The organism is Roseateles sp. SL47 (genome assembly GCF_026625885.1).
Lineage (GTDB): Bacteria > Pseudomonadota > Gammaproteobacteria > Burkholderiales > Burkholderiaceae_C > Roseateles.
Window position 1 is genome coordinate 5,509,164 of sequence record NZ_CP113068.1, and the last position, 20,631, is coordinate 5,529,794.

21 protein-coding genes are annotated in these 20,631 nt (G+C 64.7%); 13 read left to right on the forward strand and 8 right to left on the reverse strand.

The features are described from left to right. Positions 1-22: 22 nt before the first annotated feature. The 8 genes from OU995_RS23885 to OU995_RS23920 all read left to right on the forward strand — a co-directional run bounded on the left by OU995_RS23885 (position 23) and on the right by OU995_RS23920 (position 5,119). Positions 23-607 carry a flagellar basal body-associated FliL family protein gene (locus OU995_RS23885; RefSeq protein WP_267832665.1) on the forward strand — a complete coding sequence of 195 codons (585 nt, stop codon included), beginning with the start codon at positions 23-25 and terminating at the stop codon, positions 605-607. A 27-nt stretch (positions 608-634) separates the two neighbouring features. Next, positions 635-1,636: a flagellar motor switch protein FliM gene (fliM, locus tag OU995_RS23890; protein ID WP_058934529.1), complete on the forward strand. Its 1,002-nt coding sequence runs from the start codon at positions 635-637 to the stop codon at positions 1,634-1,636. After that, the gene (fliN, locus tag OU995_RS23895) at positions 1,629-2,078 is read left to right on the forward strand and encodes a flagellar motor switch protein FliN (RefSeq protein ID WP_267832666.1); all 450 of its coding nucleotides are present in this window, start codon (positions 1,629-1,631) and stop codon (positions 2,076-2,078) included. Before fliM ends, fliN begins: the two co-directional genes overlap by 8 nt. 78 nt (positions 2,079-2,156) lie before the next feature. After that, positions 2,157-2,510: a FliO/MopB family protein gene (locus OU995_RS23900; RefSeq protein WP_267832667.1), complete on the forward strand. Its 354-nt coding sequence runs from the start codon at positions 2,157-2,159 to the stop codon at positions 2,508-2,510. A 103-nt stretch (positions 2,511-2,613) separates the two neighbouring features. Further along, positions 2,614-3,366 (forward strand): flagellar type III secretion system pore protein FliP, encoded by a 753-nt coding sequence (gene fliP, locus OU995_RS23905; protein ID WP_324288675.1) that lies wholly within the window; start codon positions 2,614-2,616, stop codon positions 3,364-3,366. 119 nt (positions 3,367-3,485) lie between these two features. After that, a complete protein-coding gene (fliQ, locus tag OU995_RS23910; protein WP_267832668.1) occupies positions 3,486-3,755 on the forward strand; it encodes a flagellar biosynthesis protein FliQ in 270 nt (89 codons plus the stop codon). A gap of 66 nt (positions 3,756-3,821) precedes the next feature. After that, entirely contained in the window at positions 3,822-4,586 is a 765-nt protein-coding gene (gene fliR, locus OU995_RS23915) for a flagellar biosynthetic protein FliR (protein WP_267832669.1), read from the forward strand. 305 nt (positions 4,587-4,891) lie between these two features. Then, complete coding sequence (locus tag OU995_RS23920) at positions 4,892-5,119, forward strand: hypothetical protein (protein ID WP_267832670.1); 228 nt, start codon at positions 4,892-4,894, stop codon at positions 5,117-5,119. On the opposite strand, the gene OU995_RS23925 is transcribed toward OU995_RS23920, so the two are convergent. The 7 genes from OU995_RS23925 to OU995_RS23955 all read right to left on the reverse strand — a co-directional run bounded on the left by OU995_RS23925 (position 5,116) and on the right by OU995_RS23955 (position 11,908). Then, on the reverse strand, positions 5,116-5,307 hold the full coding sequence (locus OU995_RS23925; protein WP_267832671.1) for a hypothetical protein: 192 nt from the start codon (positions 5,305-5,307) through the stop codon (positions 5,116-5,118). The genes OU995_RS23920 and OU995_RS23925 overlap by 4 nt on opposite strands. 19 nt (positions 5,308-5,326) lie before the next feature. Then, the gene (locus OU995_RS23930) at positions 5,327-6,643 is read right to left on the reverse strand and encodes an ABC transporter permease (RefSeq protein WP_267832672.1); all 1,317 of its coding nucleotides are present in this window, start codon (positions 6,641-6,643) and stop codon (positions 5,327-5,329) included. A gap of 10 nt (positions 6,644-6,653) precedes the next feature. Beyond that, complete coding sequence (locus OU995_RS23935; RefSeq protein ID WP_267832673.1) at positions 6,654-7,814, reverse strand: ABC transporter permease; 1,161 nt, start codon at positions 7,812-7,814, stop codon at positions 6,654-6,656. Between the two features lie 10 nt (positions 7,815-7,824). Continuing rightward, positions 7,825-8,511 (reverse strand): ABC transporter ATP-binding protein, encoded by a 687-nt coding sequence (locus OU995_RS23940; RefSeq protein ID WP_267832674.1) that lies wholly within the window; start codon positions 8,509-8,511, stop codon positions 7,825-7,827. A 34-nt stretch (positions 8,512-8,545) separates the two neighbouring features. Next, positions 8,546-9,769 carry an efflux RND transporter periplasmic adaptor subunit gene (locus OU995_RS23945; RefSeq protein WP_267832675.1) on the reverse strand — a complete coding sequence of 408 codons (1,224 nt, stop codon included), beginning with the start codon at positions 9,767-9,769 and terminating at the stop codon, positions 8,546-8,548. A gap of 316 nt (positions 9,770-10,085) precedes the next feature. Then, on the reverse strand, positions 10,086-10,733 hold the full coding sequence (locus tag OU995_RS23950; RefSeq protein ID WP_267832676.1) for a response regulator transcription factor: 648 nt from the start codon (positions 10,731-10,733) through the stop codon (positions 10,086-10,088). Further along, positions 10,730-11,908 carry a histidine kinase gene (locus tag OU995_RS23955; RefSeq protein WP_267832677.1) on the reverse strand — a complete coding sequence of 393 codons (1,179 nt, stop codon included), beginning with the start codon at positions 11,906-11,908 and terminating at the stop codon, positions 10,730-10,732. Before OU995_RS23955 ends, OU995_RS23950 begins: the two co-directional genes overlap by 4 nt. 296 nt (positions 11,909-12,204) lie before the next feature. Here OU995_RS23955 and OU995_RS23960 point away from each other — a divergent pair, with 296 nt between their 5' ends. From OU995_RS23960 to OU995_RS23980, 5 genes are all read left to right on the forward strand, one after another. After that, on the forward strand, positions 12,205-12,660 hold the full coding sequence (locus OU995_RS23960) for a hypothetical protein (protein WP_267832678.1): 456 nt from the start codon (positions 12,205-12,207) through the stop codon (positions 12,658-12,660). Between the two features lie 102 nt (positions 12,661-12,762). After that, entirely contained in the window at positions 12,763-13,125 is a 363-nt protein-coding gene (locus OU995_RS23965; protein ID WP_058934514.1) for a response regulator, read from the forward strand. Positions 13,126-13,145: 20 nt separating this feature from the next. Then, the gene (locus OU995_RS23970; RefSeq protein ID WP_267832679.1) at positions 13,146-15,287 is read left to right on the forward strand and encodes a chemotaxis protein CheA; all 2,142 of its coding nucleotides are present in this window, start codon (positions 13,146-13,148) and stop codon (positions 15,285-15,287) included. A gap of 35 nt (positions 15,288-15,322) precedes the next feature. Then, the gene (locus tag OU995_RS23975) at positions 15,323-17,269 is read left to right on the forward strand and encodes a methyl-accepting chemotaxis protein (RefSeq protein WP_267832680.1); all 1,947 of its coding nucleotides are present in this window, start codon (positions 15,323-15,325) and stop codon (positions 17,267-17,269) included. Positions 17,270-17,290: 21 nt separating this feature from the next. After that, positions 17,291-17,830: a chemotaxis protein CheW gene (locus OU995_RS23980; protein WP_267832681.1), complete on the forward strand. Its 540-nt coding sequence runs from the start codon at positions 17,291-17,293 to the stop codon at positions 17,828-17,830. Positions 17,831-18,005: 175 nt separating this feature from the next. Here OU995_RS23980 and OU995_RS23985 read toward each other — a convergent pair whose 3' ends face one another. After that, on the reverse strand, positions 18,006-20,591 hold the full coding sequence (locus tag OU995_RS23985) for an ABC transporter permease (protein ID WP_267832682.1): 2,586 nt from the start codon (positions 20,589-20,591) through the stop codon (positions 18,006-18,008). Positions 20,592-20,631: the final 40 nt, after the last annotated feature.

Sequence of the window (20,631 nt, forward strand, 5' to 3'; positions counted from 1 at the left end):
GACTGATTACAGGAGCCCACCCATGGCCACTGCTGCCGCAGGGAATGAGGTCGCCGCCAAGGGCGGCGGCAAGAAAAAGCTGATCATCATCATCGCCATCGTGCTGGTGCTGGTGCTGGCTGGCGTGGGCGCCCTGCTGATGATGAAAAAGAAGGCGGCGGCCGCCGCTGAAGAGGAAGGCGGCGCAGCGGAGGAAACCCATGCGCCGGCCGCCCATGCGAAGCCGGGCACCCCTCCCACCTTCGTGCCCCTGGACCCCTTCACCGTCAACCTGGCGGACAAGGAAGTCGACCGTTTTGCCCAGGTGGGCATCACCCTGGAAGTGGCCGACCCCAAGTTTGCCGACCAGCTCAAGGCCTACATGCCGGCCATTCGCAACAACGTGCTGCTCGTGCTCTCGCACAAGACATCGGCAGAGCTGCTGACGGTGGAAGGCAAGGAAAAACTGGCGCGCGAAATCCGCCGCGAAGCCGTGCGCCCCATGGGCATTGAACTGGATGACGAGGAAGAGGAAGACAGCGACGCGCCCAAGAAAAAGAAGCGCAAGAAGCGTCAGGTGGAAAGCCCTGTGACCCAGGTGCTCTTCTCCACCTTCATCGTGCAGTAAGCACGGGGCCGTGCAAAGGTTGTTGCCATGAACCAGCAAATCCTGTCTCAGGACGAAGTCGATGCCCTGCTGCAGGGCATCACCGGCGAAAGCCAGAAGCTTGAGGCCGAAGAGGTCCAGAGCGGTGGCATTCGTGAATACAACCTGGCCAGCCAGGAGCGCATTGTCCGTGGGCGCATGCCCACGATGGAAATCATCAACGAGCGCTTTGCACGCAACATCCGCATCGGCCTGTTCAACTTCATCCGCAAGAGCCCGGAAGTCGCCATCGGGGGCATCAAGGTGCAGAAGTACAGCGCCTTCCTGCGCGAGATCGTGGTGCCGACCAACTTCAACATCGTGTCGGTGAAGCCACTGCGGGGCTCGGGCCTGATCGTCTGCGACCCGACCCTGGTGTTTGCGGTCATCGACTCGCTCTTTGGCGGCATCGGCAAGTTCCACACCCGCATCGAGGGCCGGGACTTTTCCGCCACCGAGCAGCGGGTCATTCTGCGGCTGGTGGAAGTCATCACCCAGGAATATCAAAAGGCCTGGAAAGGCATCTATCCGCTGGAGCTGGAATACCAGCGCTCGGAGATGCAGCCTCAGTTTGCCAACATCGCCACGCCCAGCGAAATCATCGTCTCCACCAGCTTCACGCTGGAAATCGGTGAAACCAGCGGCACGGTGTACTTCTGCATCCCCTACTCCACGCTGGAGCCGATCCGGGACGTGCTCTACAGCACCACGCAGGGCGATTCCAGTGAACCGGACCGCCGCTGGGTGAACCTGCTCAAGCATCAGATCCAGTCGGCCGAGGTGGAACTGGTGGCCGAACTGGCCAAGGCCCCGGCCACGGTGGAACAGTTGCTGGCCTTCAAGCCCGGTGACTTCATTGAACTGGACCTGGAACAGATCATCCAGGCCAAGGTGGACGGGGTGCCGGTGTTTGACTGCCACTACGGCACTTCCAACGGCAAATACTCGATCAAGATTGAAAAACTGCTGACCGGCCCGGACGCCGGCTGGCTGGGAGCCCGCAATGGCTGACACTCCGGACTCGATGGACGAACAGGACGCAATGGCCGCCGAATGGGCGGCGGCGCTGGCCGAAGCTGGCGGTGGGGGCGGCAGCGCCCAGGCGGTGGAAGAAGTGCAGTCGGTGGCGGAACAGGTGGCACCGGCCACCTTCACCAACTTCAGCCCCACCCCGGGCAACATGCCGGGCAGCGACATCAACATGATCCTGGACATTCCCGTCCAGCTGACCGTGGAACTGGGCCGCACCCGCATCCCCATCAAGAACATCCTCCAACTGGCCCAGGGCTCGGTGGTGGAACTGGACGCGCTGGCCGGGGAGCCGATGGACGTGCTGGTCAACGGCTACCTGATTGCGCAGGGCGAAGTGGTGGTGGTGAATGACAAGTTCGGTATCCGCCTCACCGACATCGTCACGCCGTCCGAACGCATGCGCCGGCTCAGCAAGGCCTGACCTCGCACCGAGCGCATTGGCTCGCCACACACCACTCAACAGGGTCCTGGCCAAAGAACCCCGCCATAATCCCCCGCCATGAACACCTCCCTGGCTCCCCTGCTCTGGTTCCTCGCCATCCTGGCGCTCATTCCAGTGGTGCTGTGGCTGCTCAAGCGCACGCCGTTGGGCGGAGGCGCCCTGGGAGGGCATCTGCGCACGGTGGCCCAGCTGGTGATTGCCCCCAGCCAGCGCATCGTCATTGTGGAGGTCGGCCAGGACACAGATCGTCAATGGCTGGTGCTGGGCATTACCGGCCAGCAGATTCGCACCTTGCATGTGATGCCGCCGCAACCGGATGTCGGCATGGCCTTGCAGTCGGCGCAGCCCAGCTTTGCCCAGATGCTCAAGCGCAGCCTGGGCGGCAGGCATGTTGATGGCCCATCTGCCTGATATGCAGACCGTTGGCGGAGTGACACCGATGGCAGCGACTACAGAAAGTACAGGGAGTACAGCGGCTCCAGCCAATACGGCGGCTCCGGGCCGCGGAAGGGCAATGGCCGTCTCCGCGCTAATTGCCACGGTGCTGGGCAGCTTGAGCATGGCGGCCTATGCCCAGCAGACGGGCGGATCTCCGGCGTCCGTGCCGCTGATCATCAGCCAGGGCGCCGGTGGCAACAGCTATTCGGTCCCCATCCAGACGCTGCTGTTCTTCACCGCACTGGGCTTCCTGCCGGCCGTGCTGCTGATGATGACAGGCTTCACCCGCATCGTCATCGTGCTGTCGCTGATGCGGCAGGCCCTGGGCACACAGGCGGCGCCGCCCAACCAGGTGATTGTCGGGCTCTCGCTGTTTCTAACGTTTTTCGTCATGAGCCCCACGCTGGACCGCGTCTATGCCGACGCCTACCAGCCCTATTCCACCGGCCAGATCGGTTTCGAAGTGGCGCTGGAGCGGGCGCAGGTGCCGATGCGGGCCTTCATGCTCAAGCAGACCCGCCAGTCCGACGTGGCGCTGTTTTCCCGGCTGGCCAAGCTGGAGGCCAACACCACACCGGAGAACGTGCCCTTCCGCGTGCTGGTGCCGGCGTTTGTCACGAGCGAGTTGAAGTCCGCGTTCCAGATCGCCTTCCTCATCTTCATTCCCTTCCTGGTCATCGACATGATCGTGTCGAGTGTGTTGATGAGCCTGGGCATGATGATGTTGTCGCCGGTGCTGGTGTCCTTGCCTTTCAAGCTGATGCTGTTCGTGCTGGCGGACGGCTGGAACCTGTTGCTGGGGTCGCTGGCGGCGTCCTTCGCCCAGTAGCCGCCCAGTAGCCGCCCAGGAGCCGCACCTGTAGCGGAACCTGGGGCGGCACCCGTAGCGGCACCTGTAGTGGCACCTGCTCCGCCCCGCCCCTTCCCGAACATTCTCGAGATCACGCCATGGACGCTCAACAAGTCTTCACCATCGGCCAGCAAGGCCTGTATGTGCTGCTGCTGGTCGCGGCCCCACTGCTGCTGACCGTGCTGGCGGTCGGGGTGCTGGTGTCGGTGTTCCAGGCGGCCACCCAGATCAACGAATCCACGCTGTCGTTTGTGCCCAAGATCCTGGCGGCGGTGCTGGTGCTGGCCGTGGCCGGGCCGTGGATGATCACCACCCTGGTGGAATACATCCAGCGCACGCTGCAAAGCATTCCGCAGGCGCTGGGCTGATCCGGCCCATGCTGGAGCCGGTTTCCGCCGCCCCACACTGCCGCCCTCCCCTGCCGCATGGTCCCGATGCTGACCTTCAGTGAAGCGCAGGTCCTGGCCTGGATCAACCCGATCCTGTGGCCCTTCATCCGCACACTCGCGCTGTTTGCCGGCATGCCGGTGTTCAGCCAGCGGGCCGTCCCGCAACGGGTGAAGATCGGCCTGGCGCTGTTCATTGCCGTGGCCGCCCAGCCGTCGCTGCCGGCCATGCCGGTGGTACCGCTCGACTCCCTGCCGCAATTGCTGGTGATGGTGGCGCAGCAGTTGTTGATCGGCTTGTCCATGGGCTTTGCGGTGCGGCTGGTGTTTGCCTCGCTGGAGTTTGCCGGTGAACTGATCGGTTTGCAGATGGGGTTGAACTTTGCGGGCTTCTTCGATCCGGCGACCGGCTCCCAGGGCACCGCGTCCTCGCGATTCCTGGGGTCGATGGTGGCCTTTCTGTTCATTGCCATCAATGGCCACCTGATGCTCATCCAGGCGCTGGTGGAGAGCTTCCAGGCGTTCCCGGTGGGCGAAGAGCCGTTCCGTTTCCTGCGGGTGGCGCAGCCGCAGGTGTGGGGTGCGGAGGTGTTCCGGATGGGGCTGTGGATTGCGCTCCCCCTGGTCACCATGCTGCTCTTTGTCAATCTGGTGCTAGGCATCATTTCCCGGGTGGCTCCGCAGCTGAACGTGTTTTCGGTGGGCTTCCCGCTGACCGTCAGCATCGGGCTGGTGGGGCTGGTGGCCACGCTGCCGTTGATGCATCAGCCCTTCATGATTGCGCTGGAGCGGCTGCTCGCGGCTTTCACTTGAGCGCGGCCACTTTCTGGTACCACCGCTTCAGTCCCCCGGATGGCCCCCGTTCCACGGGGCAAATCGTCTTCGTCTGTACAGCCAACGCCACGATCTCCGCTGGCGGACCCCTGGGAACTTCGCAAGTTGCGAAGGCTTCGGCAGCGTCTGGAGATAGGCTTCTGGGAACGTGATCCGGCAGACGACTGGGTCCGCCATACCGAAGCGCCGGTGGGTTCAAAGGCTTTCCGTCAGCTCGTGTCCTGGTACTTGCGCCGTAAGCCCTATCTTCAGCCCAAGGCGCTGGCCGACTGTTGCAGCACTGCATGAAGGGCCGCACCATCACCGCACATGTCAGCATCGACCCGGAAGACGGATGGCTGTGCCTCTGGTTCACGGTCTACGGCCTGCCTCGGCTGAGGCGCCACGGTGCCGTCCATGATGAGCATCGCAACTTCCTGGATGCGCTCTTCGCTGAGGGCCTGCACGTTCGCCACACCTCCGGGCACATCGGACTGACGATCGCCAGAACTCCGTATCGCCCCTCCCGCTAGCGATGCCAGCCTTTTGTCCCCGCGCATTCGCAGAGCTGGCGGACCAACTGCGCAAGCTCCGCAATCGGGCGGACTACAACACCGCCGAGCGCTTTAGGCAAGGAGAAGCGATCCAAACCGTTCGCGCCGCCATCACCCTGCTCCATCAATTGCAGTCGCCGGCCATCCTGCGAAAGATCAGACACCATGTGGAGCGTCGTCAGCGCGTCAGAGCTCGCGCAGCGCCGTTGTCACCGGCACGCTCGCTGCCCGCACGGCAGGGAAAAGTCCGCCGATGAAGCCGATCGCCAGCGCCCATTTCAGCCCTTCCCACAACAACTGACCGGACACCTTCAGCTCGAAGCTCAGCTTGCCCACCGAGCCCGCCGCCAAGGTGGAGGCGGAGTGACCGTTGAACAGCACAAACGCCACCACACCGCCGATCAACCCGCCCAGCGCTGCCAGCAGCATGGTCTCCAGCATCACCGCCACCACCACCGGCAGCCCCGGGAAGCCGATGGCCCGCAGCGTGGCAATTTCCCGGGCCCGTGTCGCCACGGCGGCAAACATGGTGTTGAGCGCGCCAAAAACCGCCCCCACCGCCATGATGGCCCCCACCACCGTCCCGATGATGCGCAACATCTTGGTGGTGCCTTCCGATTGTTTGGCGAAGAAGTCCAGCGTCGTGGTGGCATCCACCTTCAGCTGCGGGTTGGCCGCGAGGCCCTCCTTGAACGCCGTCATGGCCTCCGGGCCCGTGAGCCGGACCGTCACCGAATTGCGACTGCTGCCCCGGCGGAAGGCATCCGCCAACACCGTGGCATCGGCCCACAACTCCGATTCCAGCGCATCCCCGGTGGCAAACACACCCGCCACCGTCCAGACCTGGTTACCCAGCCGGACCTCCTTGCCCACCACCAGCCCGTCGAATTGGCGTGCGGCGCCCCTGCCCACCATCAATTCCCGCAAACCGGGCTGGAAGCGACGCCCTTCGATCAGGTGGACCTGAGGCCGCACCAGAAAAGCGTCGTCCCCCACGCCCCGAAACTGGACACTGCTTTCCTCATCCTTGCCTCCGCCCTTCACCGGCAGGTTGGCTGCCACCACCGTTTCGGCGGACACCAGGGGCTCGCCCTTGTCGCTGCGAGCCACCCCGGGCGCCTGGCTGATCTGAATGATGTCCTGGCGGCTCAGTTGGGAGGCCACTTCGGCCGCCGAGGCGCCACGCAGCACGATGGCCGTGTCTGCACTGCCCGAGCGCTTCAGGGTCTCCGCATAGCCCTCCGCCATGGCCAGCAGCGCCACCAGCACCCCCACAACTCCGGCGATGCCCACGACGATCACCGCCGACGAGCCGAGCCGCTGCGGCAAGGTGCTGATGCCCACCCTGGCCACCGAGCGTGCCTGCCCGCCACGGCGGGTCAGCATCAGCCACAGGGCCATCAGCACCGCCAGGGCCAGTGCCCCGGCCCATGGCAGGACCACCCATCCCATGAGCGCCAGGATCAGGAAGACCACCAATCCGAATCGTTTCAGGAATTTCATCGCCTGCCCCTCACCTCAGTGCGTCCACAATGTTCAGCCGCATCGCGTTCCACGCCGGCAAGGCGCCCACGATGCCCCCGAACACCACCGCCAGGCCCACGCCGATGGCCCAACTGCCCAGCCCCGCAGCCGGCAGACGCAAGGTCCCGCCACTGCCGGCACTCACTGCGGGCCCGATCACACTGGCCAGCGCCAGGCCGATCACCCCGCCCATCAGCAGCAGGAGCATCGATTCGGCCAGCACCATCGCCATCACGCTACGGCCCGAGAAACCGATGGTCTTGAGCACCGCAATCTCGTTGGTCCGCTCGCGCACCGCTTGCATCATGGTGTTGCCCGCCAGCAGCAGCAAGGTGAAGAACACCGCGCCCATGATGGATGTGACGATCAGCCCGATGTCCGCCAACTGTTTCACCCAGTTCGACATCGCTGCCTGCTCCGTCTGGGTACGGGTTTCATGGTCGGAATTGGCCGACAGCGCATCGATGGCCTTGGCCACCTGGTCCGCCCGGTTTACATCAACCACACGCGAGACATACCAACCCACCGTCCCCTGATTGATCGGCGTGGTGTCGTCGAAGTACTTCCAGTTCAGCAGAAAGATCTGGTCGTACCAGCCGCCTGTCTTTTTATCGGTCGGCTGGATCAATCCGACGATCTCGAACTCCCAGTTCTTGTTGCCACTGCGATCCGCATAGATGGTGGACTGCAAGGGAATGCGGTCCCCCACCTTCCAGTTGAACCGCTTGGCCAGACGCTCCCCCACCAGCGCCCCGGTGCGGGTGTTGGCGAACGCCTTGCGAGCGTCCTCACTCACCCGCATTTCGGGATACATGTCCACATAGTTCGGTGCCACGGCAAAGCTGAACACCGCGTTATGCGGGTCCTGATAAGCACCACCAAACCAGTTGGCATAGGTCACGGCCTTGACGCCGTCCACCTGCGCAATCCTCGCTCCCAGGGCCATGGGCAGCGTCTGGATAAAGGACAAGCGCGCCCCCGATTGCAAGCGCGACGCACCATTGGCGCTTTGCCCGGCCTGGTCAAAGGACGTCCGTACGGCATCCAGCAGCCCGAACAGCAGGAAGGCCGTGATGATGGACACCAGTGTCAGGAAGGTCCGAAGCTTGCGCCGGAAGAGCGCCGCCCAGATGAGATGCAGATATTTCATCGCAGGCTCCTCAGGTGGCCAGCTGTTCCACAAGGCTGCCCTTGTCCAGATGCAGCACCTGGCCTGCACGTTCCGCCGCCCGCGGATCATGGGTCACCATCACGATGGTCTTGCCCTGGTCACGGTTCAGGGCCTGCAGCAGGCTCAGCACATCCTCGGCGGACTGACGGTCCAGGTCGCCCGTCGGTTCGTCGCAGACCAGCAGCGTCGGGTCCGACACAATCGCCCGCGCAATCGACACCCGCTGCTGCTGCCCGCCCGACAACTCGGTGGGCTTGTGGGTGGCCCGGTCGGACAAGCCTACCAGGGCCAGTGCAATCGAGGCCCGTTTGCGGCGTTCAGCCGCCGACAACTTGGTCAGCAGCAGCGGCAGCTCCACATTGCGCTGGGCCGACAGCATCGGCATCAGGTTGTAGAACTGGAACACGAATCCCACCCGCGCCGCCCGCCAGCGCGACAGGGCCGCCGAACTCAGCTGGTCAATGCGCTCGCCGCCGACGGTGATCGTGCCGGAGGTCGGCCGGTCCAGGCCCCCGATCAGGTTCAGCAAGGTGGTCTTGCCAGACCCCGACGGCCCCATCAGGGCCAGGAAATCACCCTGGTTGACCTTGAGGTCGATGCGGTGGAGGACTTCCACCTGCTGCTTGCCTCGGACATACACCTTGGACAGGTCACGGATGTCGATCAGTGTGCTCACAGGAACTCCTCGCCTTGGTTCAAGAGATCGGGGCTCAGCGCGCGGCTGGCACCACGTGCAATGCATCGCCGCTGTTCAGGGTGTCCGGAGGATTCAGCACCACCGTCTCGCCCGCCTTCAGGCCCTCCAGCACGACGGCCTGGTCGCCCACCGGGGTCCCGGTGCGCAAGCGCCGCAGCTCGGCGCGTGTGCCGGTGACCACAAAGGCCGCAGGCGCCTCGCTGCGGGTCACCACCGCAGCACGCGGCACCAGCACACCCGGTGGCGGAACAGTCGGCGCTTCGGCCCGTCCCGCCAGGAAGGACACCCGCACGCCCATGTCCGGTACCAGCCGCTGGTCCTTCTGCTCCAGGGCCACCCGCACCTTCACCGTGGCCTTGCCCCGGTCGGCGGCCGGCACCACGGCAATCACATGTGAGGGAATGCGCCAGTCCGGATAGGCGTCCAGGACCGCCTCAGCCGGCATGTCCGCCTTGACCTGACCGATGTAGGCCTCATTCACATCGACGTCGACCTCCAGCGAGTCCATGTCGACGATGGTGCCGACGCCGGTGCGGGTGAAACCGCCCCCGGCCGATAGCGGCGACACGATTTCACCGACCTGGGCCGCCTTGGCCGTGATGACGCCGGAAAACGGCGCCCGCACGACGGTGTAGTCGAAATTGACCTGCGCCTGGGCCGCCTGAGCCATGGACGCCTCTGCCTCCCGGCGCCGGGCTTCCAACTGGGCGGCATAGCTGTTGACTGCGGTGCGTGCCTGTTCTGCCGACTGCCGGGTGGTCATGCCGCTGGCGGCCAGTTCGTCCTGGCGGCGCAGGTCCGCCTGGGCCTGCAGCCACTGCGCACGGACCGCCTCGATATTGGCCTGCGCACTTTTCACCGAAGCCCGTGCCATGTCCAGGGCCGCTCGCAGGGCATGGTCCTCCAGCCGCGCCAGCACCTGGCCCTTCTGCACCCGGTCCCCCTCTTCAAACAGCACCTCGGTGAGCGTGCCGGTGATCTGGGTGGAGACCGTCGCGGCCCGCCGGGCGGTGACATATCCGGTGGCCTGCAGCACCGCGTTGCCGGTCGCGCCGGAGCGTGCCTGCACGGCCGCCGTCTGCACCTCGGGCACCTGGGCACTTCGCCACCACCACCAGCCGCCGCCGGCCAGCAGCGCCAGCACCAGCAGCACCCCAGCGGTGATCCAGGCCCAGGCCGGCAGCCCGGAACGGAGTTCCTCACGCTGCGCGCCCTCGATGCGCAACTCTTTCAACAATGCGGTATCGATGACAACCCCCTCGGATGGACGTCCAGTCACCGGCGCCGCTCGCCTGAAAAGCCTTCAGTGGGGCGACGCCGGGTCATGCATGCCAGGCATTCTGAGAAGGCCTGGGCCGATTCAACAGCGGCATGCGACGAACGGGGCCCCTGCGTCGCGAAAGGACGCCGGGTGGGGGTGATCAGCAGCGCTGATCCAAATCAATACATCACAGGCCGGGCATGACTGCTGTGGAGGCCCGTCTGCCTGGCCCGTCTGCCTGGCCCGTCTGCCTGGCCCGTCTGCCTAGCCCGTCTGCCTGGCGTGATGTGCTTCAGCTCTCGACCAACCCGTTCCGTATGGCGTACACCGTCAGTTCCGAATTGTTGGACAGGCCCAGCTTCTCCAGGACCCGTGCACGGTACACGCTGACCGTCTTGGGGCTGAGCATCAACTCTTCCGCAATATCCGACAGCCGCTTCCCTGAGGCAATCATCACCAGGGTCTGCAGTTCGCGATCGGACAATTTCTGATGTGCCTGTTCGGGCGCAGGCGCGGTCAGGCTCTCGACCAGCATCTGGGCGATTTCCGGGGTGACGTACTTGCGGCCCTGAGCCACCGTGCGCACCGCCTGCACCAGCAATTGGGGGTCGCCGCCCTTGTTGACATATCCAAAGGCGCCAGCACGCAACGCGCGGATGGCGTATTGATCTTCCGGATACATGGAAACGATGAGCACCCGGGTCGTGGTGCCCTCGTCCTTGAGTACATGCAGCACATCCAGGCCACTGCGGCCCGGCATGTTGATGTCCAGCACCAGCACATCACAGGGCTTGTCCGCCGGCAGTTCACGCATCAGGCTGCGCAGTTCGCCGTAGTCGCCGGCTTCGCCGATCACCTCGATGTCCGGCGCATCCGCCAGCGTGTCGCGGATGCCCCGGCGGATCAGCGCATGGTCGTCGCACAGAATGACTTTGATCATAGTTGGCCCCAGGTGGACGGGTCATGCTCCGACTGGGAGCTGGCACCGGACGCGCCTGGGCCGTCCTCATCTGTGAAATCGTCGTCAAAAGGATGCACCACGCCTCGCAGCGGCACCGACAGGATGAGGCTGGTCCCATGCACCCCGGAACTCAGGTCCACCCAGCCGCCCACGGTGGCGGCACGCTCGCGCAGGCCCCGGATGCCGAAGCTGCGGGCTTTGCCGAGATCCCCGGGGGCGAGACCCTGGCCGTTGTCCTTGACCTCCAGCGTGAGCACGCCGCCGCCCATGCTCAGCTCCAGTTCCACCCGGGCCGCATTGGCATGCTTGGACACATTGGTGAGGGCCTCCTGCGCCGTCCGATAGGCCACCAGCGGGACACCGGGCGGCAGGGGCTGCATGTCTTCACCGCTGCGCACGGCGGTGGGAATGCCGGTGCGCCGCTCAAAACGGGCAGCCAGCCACTGAACGGCGGCCAGCAACCCCTGTTCCAGGATGGCCGGCCGCAGGTTGTGCATGATCCGCTGGCTGGATTCGATGGCGCTGCTGACCGTTTCCAGGGCGGAATGCACCCGCTGTTGTACGGCCGCATCATCACTATGACGGGCAATCCAGGCCAGGTCGAATTTCAGGGCGGTCAGCGATCCGCCCACATCGTCATGGATTTCGCGGGCAATCGCCGCCCGCTCCATTTCGACACTGGTCTGCAGATGGCCGGCCAGTTCATGAAGCTGCTGCTTGGATTTGATCAGCTCGCGGTCGGATTCCTGCCGTGCCCGCTGGGCCTCGCAGGATTCGATGGCATGCAGCAAGGCCGGCGCCAACCGGGCCAGGTTGTTCTTGAGCAAATAGTCCGAGGCCCCATTGCGCATGGCCGCGACCGCCGTGTCCTCGCCGATTTCACCGGACACGAGGATGAAAGGCAGCACCAGTTGGCGCTGTTTGATCAGGTCCAGGACCACCAAGCCCGAAAACCCGGGCAGGTTGTAGTCGGAAATGATGGCATCCCACCCTTGACCCAGGGCGGCTTCTACGCTCGACAAGCTGTCGAGCCGGCTGATCTCGAAGGACAAGCCGGCCCGTCGCAACTGGGCCAGGATGAGTTGGTGGTCCAGGTCGGAGTCTTCGATATGCAGCAAACGCAGGCGGCGTTCGCCCAGAGGCAAAGCAGGCATGCCGCGAGTATGCCAAGTTTGTCGCGACTCCCTGGGCTGTGAAAGGACAACTGGACGTCATTCACATCTGGAAACCTTAGAGTTCTGGGTTTACCCTGGAGAGGAAGTCGTCGGCCGGAAGTTCTGAAAGCGTGGAAAGTTGGACGAAGCGAAATATTGCGCTCACTTTGGCCAATTACTCCCGTCGACAGATGCTCCCTAAAGTCCGAAGATTCCTGTAGCCAAGAAAAGTCTCGCCGCACACCGAAGTTGGGTCGGTGTGAGCACAAAGTGTGGACATCGCATGTGGAGCCAAGATGCAAATCGATGAGACAGCGGTCGAGCCTGAGAGTGGCCTGATGCCGTTGCTGGCCGCCGCCGAGCTGCAGGACCATCTCATGACGGTCAACAACGACCTTGAGCGTCTGCAGCGGCTGCTGGACGACACGGGAGAGACCTTGTCCAGCCACTTTTTCGGGGCCTCGGGCCTGATCGACCAGCTGATGTCACGCGCCAGCAGCGATCAGGACCGGGACGCCTTGCAGCAGGTGATGCTGCACCTCGCGGGAGCCGTCACCGCGCTGCAGTTTCACGACATGTCCACGCAGCTGATCAACCATACCAGCCAGCGATTGCGCAATTGTTCCGATCAACTCGCCCGCGATGCTTTCGGGGACGACGAAGATGGGGCGACTGTGGTGGAAACTGCGCCCCTGCGACCGAATCCGGTCACGCAGGATGAGATGGACGCTGGCTCGATCGAGCTGTTCTGACATTCATCAGCAAACACACATCCTGAAAAAATACAACCGCTGCTGTAGCCTAAAGAATCTCAAGCTGCAACCGAAAACCGCTTGTCATCCGGAGAACCAAAAATGCCCTCGATCCTCGCCGTAGACGATTCGGCCTCCATGCGCCAGATGGTCTCGTTCACCCTCAAGAATGCGGGTTTCAATGTCGTGGAGGCGGTGGACGGGCAGGATGCCTGGGAAAAATCCACCCAGCGCGACTTTGATCTGGTGCTGACCGACCAGAACATGCCCCGGATGGACGGTATCAGCCTGACCAAGAAGCTGCGGGACAACCCGAAGTTCAAGACAACGCCCATCCTCATCCTGACCACCGAGTCCAGCGATCAGATGAAGCAGGCGGGCCGTGCTGCCGGCGCCACCGGCTGGTTGGTCAAGCCTTTTGACCCGGCCAAGCTGATCGAAGTGATCGGCAAGGTGATTCGCTGATATCGCGCGGGGAGAGATAGATGGGAGACATGACCTCCGAAGGCGCCAATCTGGGCGCCGGCATCGACCTGAGTCAGTTCTATCAGGTCTTTTTTGAAGAAGCGGGCGAAAACCTCGACAACATGGAGCAGCTGCTGCTGAACCTGGACATCGAGAACCCGGACGATGAGCAGATGAATGCCATCTTCCGTTGCGCCCACTCGATCAAGGGTGGTGCGGCCACTTTCGGCTTCAACGACGTGGCCGAGCTGACCCACCAGATGGAAACGCTGCTGGACAAGCTGCGCCGCCATGAACTGGCCCCGACGTCCCCGATGGTGGACGTGCTGCTGCAATCCGGCGACGCGCTGCGCGCGCAGTTGGCCCGCCATCAAGGCTCGGGCGCCGACGCCGTCGACACCAGCGCCCTGCTGAGCGATATCCGCACCCTGGTGGACGGTGGCACGCTGGAAGGCAACCGCGCCGCCCCGGCACCAGCTCCTGTGGCGGCACCTGCACCCGCTGCGGCGGCGACCTCGCCCTCCCCGCTGACCTCCTCGGTGCGTCAGCTGGAGCTGCTGGTGGGTCCGCTGAGCAATCCCGCACAGGCCGACAACCTGGTGGACCTGTTCAAGGAAATCACCGATCTGGGCACCATCGAGCCGCTGGACGGCGGCATCTCCGCCGACGGCATGCGCCGCTTCAAGGTTCTGACCAGCAGCACCGACAACGATCTGCTGGATCTGTTCACCTTCCACGTCTCGCGCGAGCAGGTCAAGATCCTGGCGCTGAGTGCCGGCTTTGGCTTCCATGACGGGGCGCCAGGCGCCCCCAAGGACGAAGTCAAGAAAGAAGAAGATCCGGGCTACGGCTTCTTCGAGGATTCGCCGGGCTCGCCGACGACCACGGCCTCCGAAGCCAAGGCCGCCGAGGCACCCAAGTCCAGCGTGCCGGTGCCGGTCAAGCCGGCCGTGCCCGCCAAGACCGAGGCGGCGCCGCGTGCCGGCGGTGCCAACATGGACCAATCCACCTTGCGCGTCTCGGTGGAGAAGGTGGACCAGCTGATCAACCTGGTGGGCGAGCTTGTGATCACCCAGGCCATGCTGGCCCAGAACAGCCGCAACCTCGACCCGGCGCTTTATCAGCAGTTGGCCTCCGGTCTGGCCGATCTCGAACGCAACACCCGGGATCTGCAGGAATCGGTGATGTCGATCCGCATGATTCCGATGTCGGTCGTCTTCAACCGCTTCCCGCGCATGCTGCGCGATCTGGCTGCCAAGCTGGGCAAGAAGGTGGAGCTGGTCACCCAGGGTGAAGCCACCGAACTGGACAAGGGCCTGGTGGAAAAGATCACCGACCCCCTGACCCACCTGGTGCGCAACAGCTGCGACCACGGCATTGAATCGCCGGCCGATCGTGTGGCCAAGGGCAAGCCCGAACAGGGCACGATCACCTTGGTGGCCTCGCACCAGGGCGGCTCGATCGTCATTGAAGTGCGGGACGACGGCCGTGGCCTGAATCGCGAGAAGCTGATCCGCAAGGCCCGCGAAAAGGGCATCGACGCACCCGACACCATGAGCGACCAGGAAGTCTGGGGCCTGATCTTTGCGCCGGGCTTCTCCACCGCCGACCAGGTCACCGATGTGTCTGGCCGTGGCGTGGGCATGGACGTGGTCAAGAAGAACATCACCTCGCTGGGTGGCACGGTGGAGATCGACTCCGCCGAAGGCTACGGCATGAAGGTCTCGGTGCGGCTGCCGCTCACGCTGGCCATCATGGACGGCATGAGCGTTGGTGTCGGTGAAGAGGTCTACATCCTGCCGCTGTCGTCGGTGGTCGAGTCCTTCCAGGTGCAATCCGACACCATCAAGACCGTCGGCGGCTCCGGCCGCGTGGTCGAGGTGCGTGACGAGTTCATGCCGGTGGTGGAACTGGAGCAGGTCTTTAATGTTCCGCGCTTCGACTTCGAGCATGTCAGCTCCATCATGGTCGTGGTGGAAGCCGAAGGCGGCCGCGTAGCCATGCTGGTGGACGAATTGCTCGGCCAGCAGCAGGTGGTGGTGAAGAACCTCGAAGCCAACTATCGCAAGGTACCCGACGTGTCCGGTGCCACGATCATGGGCGACGGCCGCGTGGCCCTCATCCTGGACGTGGGCAGCCTGGTGCGCCGTTCTCGGCATTGAACCGAGAACGCCTGTCACATTCTTGAGGTAGAGCTATGAATTTCAGTGTACTGCTTCGGCAGTTCAGCATCAGGACCCGCATGATTGGCGCCATCGCCATCGTGCTGATACTGCTGCTGGTGGTCGGGAGCGTGGGGCTGTTCGGCATGCAATCCATGCGTGGGCAGACCCAGGAGTTCCTGGATAAATCGTCCGAGCGAGGCCGCCTGCTCAGCAATCTCGTGGGAGCGATGGGACTGATCCGTGTCCATGAAAAGGACATGATCATCAACTACGAAAAGTCCGAGGTGGTGAAGGAGCGGCATGCCAAGTGGGATGCCTCCCGCGCCCAGGCCGCCGGTATCCTGGCCGAGCTGGTCAAGCTCAGCGACGAGAACGACAAGGTCCTGCTGGGCAAGCTCAAGACCGCGCTGGACACCTACGCGACCAAGGCTTCGAACGTGGTGACCCAGCTGGAAGCTGGCGCCTACGACCACGCCGCCGTGGCCGACCGGCTGCTGCAGCCCGCCAAGGACCAGGTCAAGGAAGCCGAAGCCCAGGTGGCCGAATTCTCCAAGCGCCTGGACACGGAATCGCAGGAGATGCGTCAAGGCATCGAAAGCACCCAGTCCAAGGTGTTGTGGACCTTCGTGCTGGTGCTGGTGTTTGCCGCCGTGGTGGTGGTGCCGCTGACGCTGCTGAACATGCACAGCATCTGCGCACCGCTGGTGGAAGCCGAAGCACTGGCCGGTGCCATTGCCGAGGGCGACCTGTCCCGCGTGGTCACGCTGGTGGATGGGCAGGATGAAGCGTCCAAGCTGATGCGTTCGCTGCAGCGCATGCAGCAGGCCCTGCAGGCGATGGTGAGCCAGTTGCGCACGGCGGCCGACTCGATCCGCACCGCCTCGGTGGAAATCGCCACGGGCAACCAGGACCTGTCCAGCCGGACCGAACAGACCGCTTCGAACCTGCAGGCAGCCGCATCGTCACTGGTGCAGCTCACCGGCACGGTGAAGCAGACGGCCGACTCGGCCCGCACCGCCAACCAACTGGCCTCTTCCGCCTCTGGCGCGGCGGCCAAGGGCGGCGATGTGGTGAGCCAGGTGGTCTCGACGATGGACGAGATCAATACCAGCTCCAAGCGCATCAGCGACATCATCGGCACCATTGATGGCATCGCCTTCCAGACCAACATCCTGGCACTGAATGCAGCGGTGGAAGCCGCCCGCGCGGGCGAGCAAGGCCGTGGGTTTGCCGTGGTGGCCGGTGAAGTGCGTTCGCTGGCCCAGCGCAGCGCTGAAGCGGCCCGCGAGATCAAGACACTGATCGGCGCCAGCGTCGAGCGTGTGGAGACCGGCGCCCGTCTGGTGCAGGAAGCCGGCACGACGATGAGCGACATCGTCTCCAGCGTGCAGCGTGTGACCGACATCATTGGTGAGATCACTGCCGCTTCGAGCGAGCAGAGTGATGGCATCAGCCAGGTGAACCAGGGCGTGAGCCAGCTGGACCAGATGACGCAGCAGAATGCGGCGCTGGTGGAAGAAAGCGCCGCCGCCGCAGAAAGCCTGAAGGATCAGGCCGAGCGGCTGGGCTCGGTGGTGGACCGCTTCCGCGTGAATGCGCATGCAGCGGCTTCGACGTCCACGCTGTTCAGTGGCGCGAGCAAGCCTGTGAACGCATCAGTGAGCGCACCGACGCCAGCCCCGACGAGCAAGCCTGTGGCCAAGGCGCCGACCTTCTCTCCGGCACCTGCCCCGTCCTTCAAGCCGGCCGCTGCACCTGCTGCCAAGCCGGTGGCCTCGCAGGCACCGGCCAAGCCCGTGGCCAAGGCCGCTGCGCCGGTCACCAAGCCGGTGCTCAAGGCTGCGCCCAAGGCGCCAGCCAAGGCGACCGCCGCCCCCAAACCCAAGGCCTCCGCGCCGAAGGCGGCCGCTCCGTATACTCCTGCGCCGGCTCAGCCGGCTGTCACGGCCGCCGCAGATGGCGACTGGGAAACTTTTTAATCAGCCGCACGAGGTCACAACATGGAAATCGTCCAACAAACCGGCACGCAAGTCGTGCAAGCAGGCGCGCTGGCTCTCCAGTCCGGCTCGGGCAATGTCGCACCGTCCAATGGCGAGTACCTGACCTTCCGTCTGGGACAGGAGGAGTACGGCATCGACATTCTGAAGGTGCAGGAAATCCGCTCGTATGAGCAGCCGACCCGCATCGCCAACGCCCCTGATTTCATCAAGGGTGTGGTGAACCTGCGTGGCGTGATCGTCCCGATCGTGGACCTGCGCCTGAAGCTGGGCTGCGCCACTGCCGAATACAACAGCTTCACCGTGGTGATCGTGCTGAATGTGAAGAACCGCGTGGTGGGCGCGGTGGTGGACTCGGTGTCCGACGTGCTGGAACTGAATCGTGAAGCGATTCGCCCGGCGCCGGAACTGAGCGCCAGCGCGGTCAACACCAGCTTCATCATGGGCATCGGCGCCGTCAGCGAACGCATGCTGATCCTCATCGACATCGAAGGCCTCATGAGCAGCGCGGACATGGGGCTCATGGACTCTATCGCTGGATGACCCCTTGACGGATGGCCCCCCTACCGCCTGACGGCGGCCCCCCCAGGGGGGCGAGCTCGGTGGACCGGCAGAGCCGGATCCACGAGCTCCGCTGGAGGGGCGGCGGCGCTTCGCGCGCCTTGGGGCTGGAATAAAAAAGCGCTCGGGTTGCCGGGCGCTTTTTCTTTTGGGGCGTTCAGTCCTGGGCTTCGCGGAGGGTTTGCACAACGGGACGGTTCAGGACCCCGCGCAAGGCCCACCAGCCAGCCAATTGCGCCAGCAGTGCACCGCCCACCGTCGTGCCCAAGAGGACCCAGGGCTTGAATTGCCAGGCAAAGTCGAACGCATAGTGCGTCAGCGCCCAGCCCATGGCTTGCGCAGCAAGGCCGGCCAGCAGGCCCGCCAAGGCCCCCAGCCCCAACAGCTCGGCACGTTGGACGGCCGCCATCAAGGCACTGGAGGCCCCCATGGCTCGCATGAGCGCAAATTCGCGGGTGCGGGCCTCGCGTGATCCCACCGCCGCCACCAGCAGCACCACCACGCCCAGCGCCAACGCCACCGCAAACAGCAGTTGCACCGCCATGCTCACCTGCTCCAGCACCGACTGGATCTGGTGCAGTTCGGCGGAGACATCCACCAGCGTCAGGTTGGGAAAAGCACGCACCAAGCTGCGGTCCAGCGCCGCCGCCTGGCCCTCCGGCGCCCGGAAGGCGGAGATGTAGCTCAGCGGCAGGTCCGGCATGTCCGCCTGCGGGAACAGCACAAAGAAGTTCACCCGCATCGAGCCCCAATCCACCTTGCGCAGACTGGTGATGCGCGACTCCACCGGGGTGCCGGCAATATCAAAGACGAGACGGTCGCCCAGCTTCAGCCCCAGTTGGTCCGCCAGGCCCTGCTCCACACTCAGGCCGTCCTTTTCGCCGGGCACCCAGCGGCCTTGCGACAGCTGGTTATGGCTGGGCAACTCGGCACTGTGGCTGAGATTGAATTCGCGCTCCACCAGCCGCTGGGCACGCTCTTCCTGGAACAGGCCCGCACGCACCGCCTCGCCATTGATGCTGACCAGCCGCCCCCGGATCATCGGGTACCAGTCATAGTCCTTGATGCCTGCCTTCTCCAGCTCGGACTTGAAGGCCGCCCCCTGGTCCGGCTGGATGTTGATGACAAATCGGTCCGGCGCGTTGGCCGGCGTGGCCGCGCGCCAACTGTCGATCAGGTCCGTCCGCATCAGCACCAGCAGCGCCAGCGCCAGCAGCCCCAGCGACAAGGCGCCCACCTGCAACACGGCAAAGGCCGGACGGGCCGCCACCTGACGCGTCGCCAGCAGCAGCCAGCGCGGGGCCCCGGACTGCGGCACCAGCTTGCGCAAGGCCAGCACCGCCAGCCAGGCCAGCAGCGCAAACAGTGCCAGTGCCACCGCAAAGCCGCCCGTGGCCAACAGCCCCAGGCGCCAATCGGCCGACAAGGCCGTCAGTACCGCCGCAAAACCCAGCACGCCCGCGCCAAGCACCACGATGGAACTGGCCTTGGGACGTCCGACATCCCGCCGGATGACCCGCAGCGGAGGCACCGACGCAAGTTGCAGCACAGGGGGCAGGCCAAAGCCGAGCAACAGGCTCATGCCCATGCCAAAACCCAGCAGCACCGGCCAGAGGCCCGGCGCCGGCAGATCCACCGAGATCAGACCGGCCAGCAGCCCGATGAACAGATAGTGCAGCAGAAAACCCAGCAGCACCCCCACCGCACTGCCCACGCCGCCGACCATGGCGAACTCCAGGGTGAAGACCCAGGACAGCCGCCGCTGCGGCTGCCCCAGCACCCGCAGCATGGCGCAGTCATTCAGGTGCCGGTTGGCAAACTCGCGAGCCGCCAACGCCACCGCAATGGCGGCCAGCAACGCCGCCAGCAGCGCCACCAGGTTCAGGAATTTCGTGGCCCGGTCCAGGGTCTGACGCATTTCCGGGCGGCCCGAATCGAGCGACTCCAGGCGGACACCGCGCCAGTTCTGGCTTTGCAGCGCCTGTTTGGCCTCGGCCGTGAAGGACCGCACCGACTGTTCATTGCCAATCACGCCAAACCGATAAGTCACCCGGCTGGCAGGCTGGATCAGGCCGGTCGCTGGAAGGTCGGCCTGCGCCAGCATCACCCGCGGCATCAGGTTCATGAAACCGGCACCACGGTCTGGTTCGTTCGAAATCTGCCCGGCGATGCGCAGGCTGGCATCACCCAGCAACACCGTATCGCCCACCTTCACCGCCAAGGCGCTGAGTACCCCCGGGTCCACCCACACACTGCCTGGCGCTGGCGCCCCCGCCTTGCTGCCATCCGCCAACGTGAGGGCGCCGCGCAAGGGATAGGTGGGTCCCACAGCCTTCACTGCCACCAGGCGGCTGCCGCCCCCCTGCGCATCCGGCGCACGCGCCATGCTGGGGAAGCTCAGGCTGTCCACCGTCTGCATGCCGTGCTTGCGGGCCAATTCCCGCACCGGTGCCGGCGTGGGCTGGTCACTGGCCAGCACCACGTCGCCGCCCAGGAGTTGACCGGCGTCACGGCGCAGGCCCCGGTCCAGCCGGTCCGACAGGAAAGCCACGGCGCACACCGCCGCCACCGCCAGCATCAGTGCCAGGACCAGCAGATACAGCTCACCCGCGCGCGCATCGCGCCAGGTCTGCAGTGCGGTTTGCCGCCACAAGGATGGCGGCCGCCTCGAAGCGGATGGGGCACCGGCGGCAGGCCAGGAACCGGAAGGCGGAGCGGGACGGGACGAAGATTGCGCGGTCATGCCCGGACTGTAGCGAAGGACATGCCTGCCCGTGCTGCGG

What these genes read in the sequence shown, in the direction of transcription:
- OU995_RS23885 (WP_267832665.1), top strand. Translation starts at nt 23, where the DNA reads ATGGCCACTGCTGCCGCAGGGAATGAGGTCGCCGCCAAGGGCGGCGGC.
- fliM (WP_058934529.1), top strand. Translation starts at nt 635, where the DNA reads ATGAACCAGCAAATCCTGTCTCAGGACGAAGTCGATGCCCTGCTGCAG.
- fliN (WP_267832666.1), top strand. Translation starts at nt 1,629, where the DNA reads ATGGCTGACACTCCGGACTCGATGGACGAACAGGACGCAATGGCCGCC.
- OU995_RS23900 (WP_267832667.1), top strand. Translation starts at nt 2,157, where the DNA reads ATGAACACCTCCCTGGCTCCCCTGCTCTGGTTCCTCGCCATCCTGGCG.
- fliP (WP_324288675.1), top strand. Translation starts at nt 2,614, where the DNA reads ATGGCCGTCTCCGCGCTAATTGCCACGGTGCTGGGCAGCTTGAGCATG.
- fliQ (WP_267832668.1), top strand. Translation starts at nt 3,486, where the DNA reads ATGGACGCTCAACAAGTCTTCACCATCGGCCAGCAAGGCCTGTATGTG.
- fliR (WP_267832669.1), top strand. Translation starts at nt 3,822, where the DNA reads ATGCTGACCTTCAGTGAAGCGCAGGTCCTGGCCTGGATCAACCCGATC.
- OU995_RS23920 (WP_267832670.1), top strand. Translation starts at nt 4,892, where the DNA reads ATGAAGGGCCGCACCATCACCGCACATGTCAGCATCGACCCGGAAGAC.
- OU995_RS23925 (WP_267832671.1), bottom strand. Translation starts at nt 5,307, where the DNA reads ATGGTGTCTGATCTTTCGCAGGATGGCCGGCGACTGCAATTGATGGAG.
- OU995_RS23930 (WP_267832672.1), bottom strand. Translation starts at nt 6,643, where the DNA reads ATGAAATTCCTGAAACGATTCGGATTGGTGGTCTTCCTGATCCTGGCG.
- OU995_RS23935 (WP_267832673.1), bottom strand. Translation starts at nt 7,814, where the DNA reads ATGAAATATCTGCATCTCATCTGGGCGGCGCTCTTCCGGCGCAAGCTT.
- OU995_RS23950 (WP_267832676.1), bottom strand. Translation starts at nt 10,733, where the DNA reads ATGATCAAAGTCATTCTGTGCGACGACCATGCGCTGATCCGCCGGGGC.
- OU995_RS23955 (WP_267832677.1), bottom strand. Translation starts at nt 11,908, where the DNA reads ATGCCTGCTTTGCCTCTGGGCGAACGCCGCCTGCGTTTGCTGCATATC.
- OU995_RS23960 (WP_267832678.1), top strand. Translation starts at nt 12,205, where the DNA reads ATGCAAATCGATGAGACAGCGGTCGAGCCTGAGAGTGGCCTGATGCCG.
- OU995_RS23965 (WP_058934514.1), top strand. Translation starts at nt 12,763, where the DNA reads ATGCCCTCGATCCTCGCCGTAGACGATTCGGCCTCCATGCGCCAGATG.
- OU995_RS23970 (WP_267832679.1), top strand. Translation starts at nt 13,146, where the DNA reads ATGGGAGACATGACCTCCGAAGGCGCCAATCTGGGCGCCGGCATCGAC.
- OU995_RS23975 (WP_267832680.1), top strand. Translation starts at nt 15,323, where the DNA reads ATGAATTTCAGTGTACTGCTTCGGCAGTTCAGCATCAGGACCCGCATG.
- OU995_RS23980 (WP_267832681.1), top strand. Translation starts at nt 17,291, where the DNA reads ATGGAAATCGTCCAACAAACCGGCACGCAAGTCGTGCAAGCAGGCGCG.
- OU995_RS23985 (WP_267832682.1), bottom strand. Translation starts at nt 20,591, where the DNA reads ATGACCGCGCAATCTTCGTCCCGTCCCGCTCCGCCTTCCGGTTCCTGG.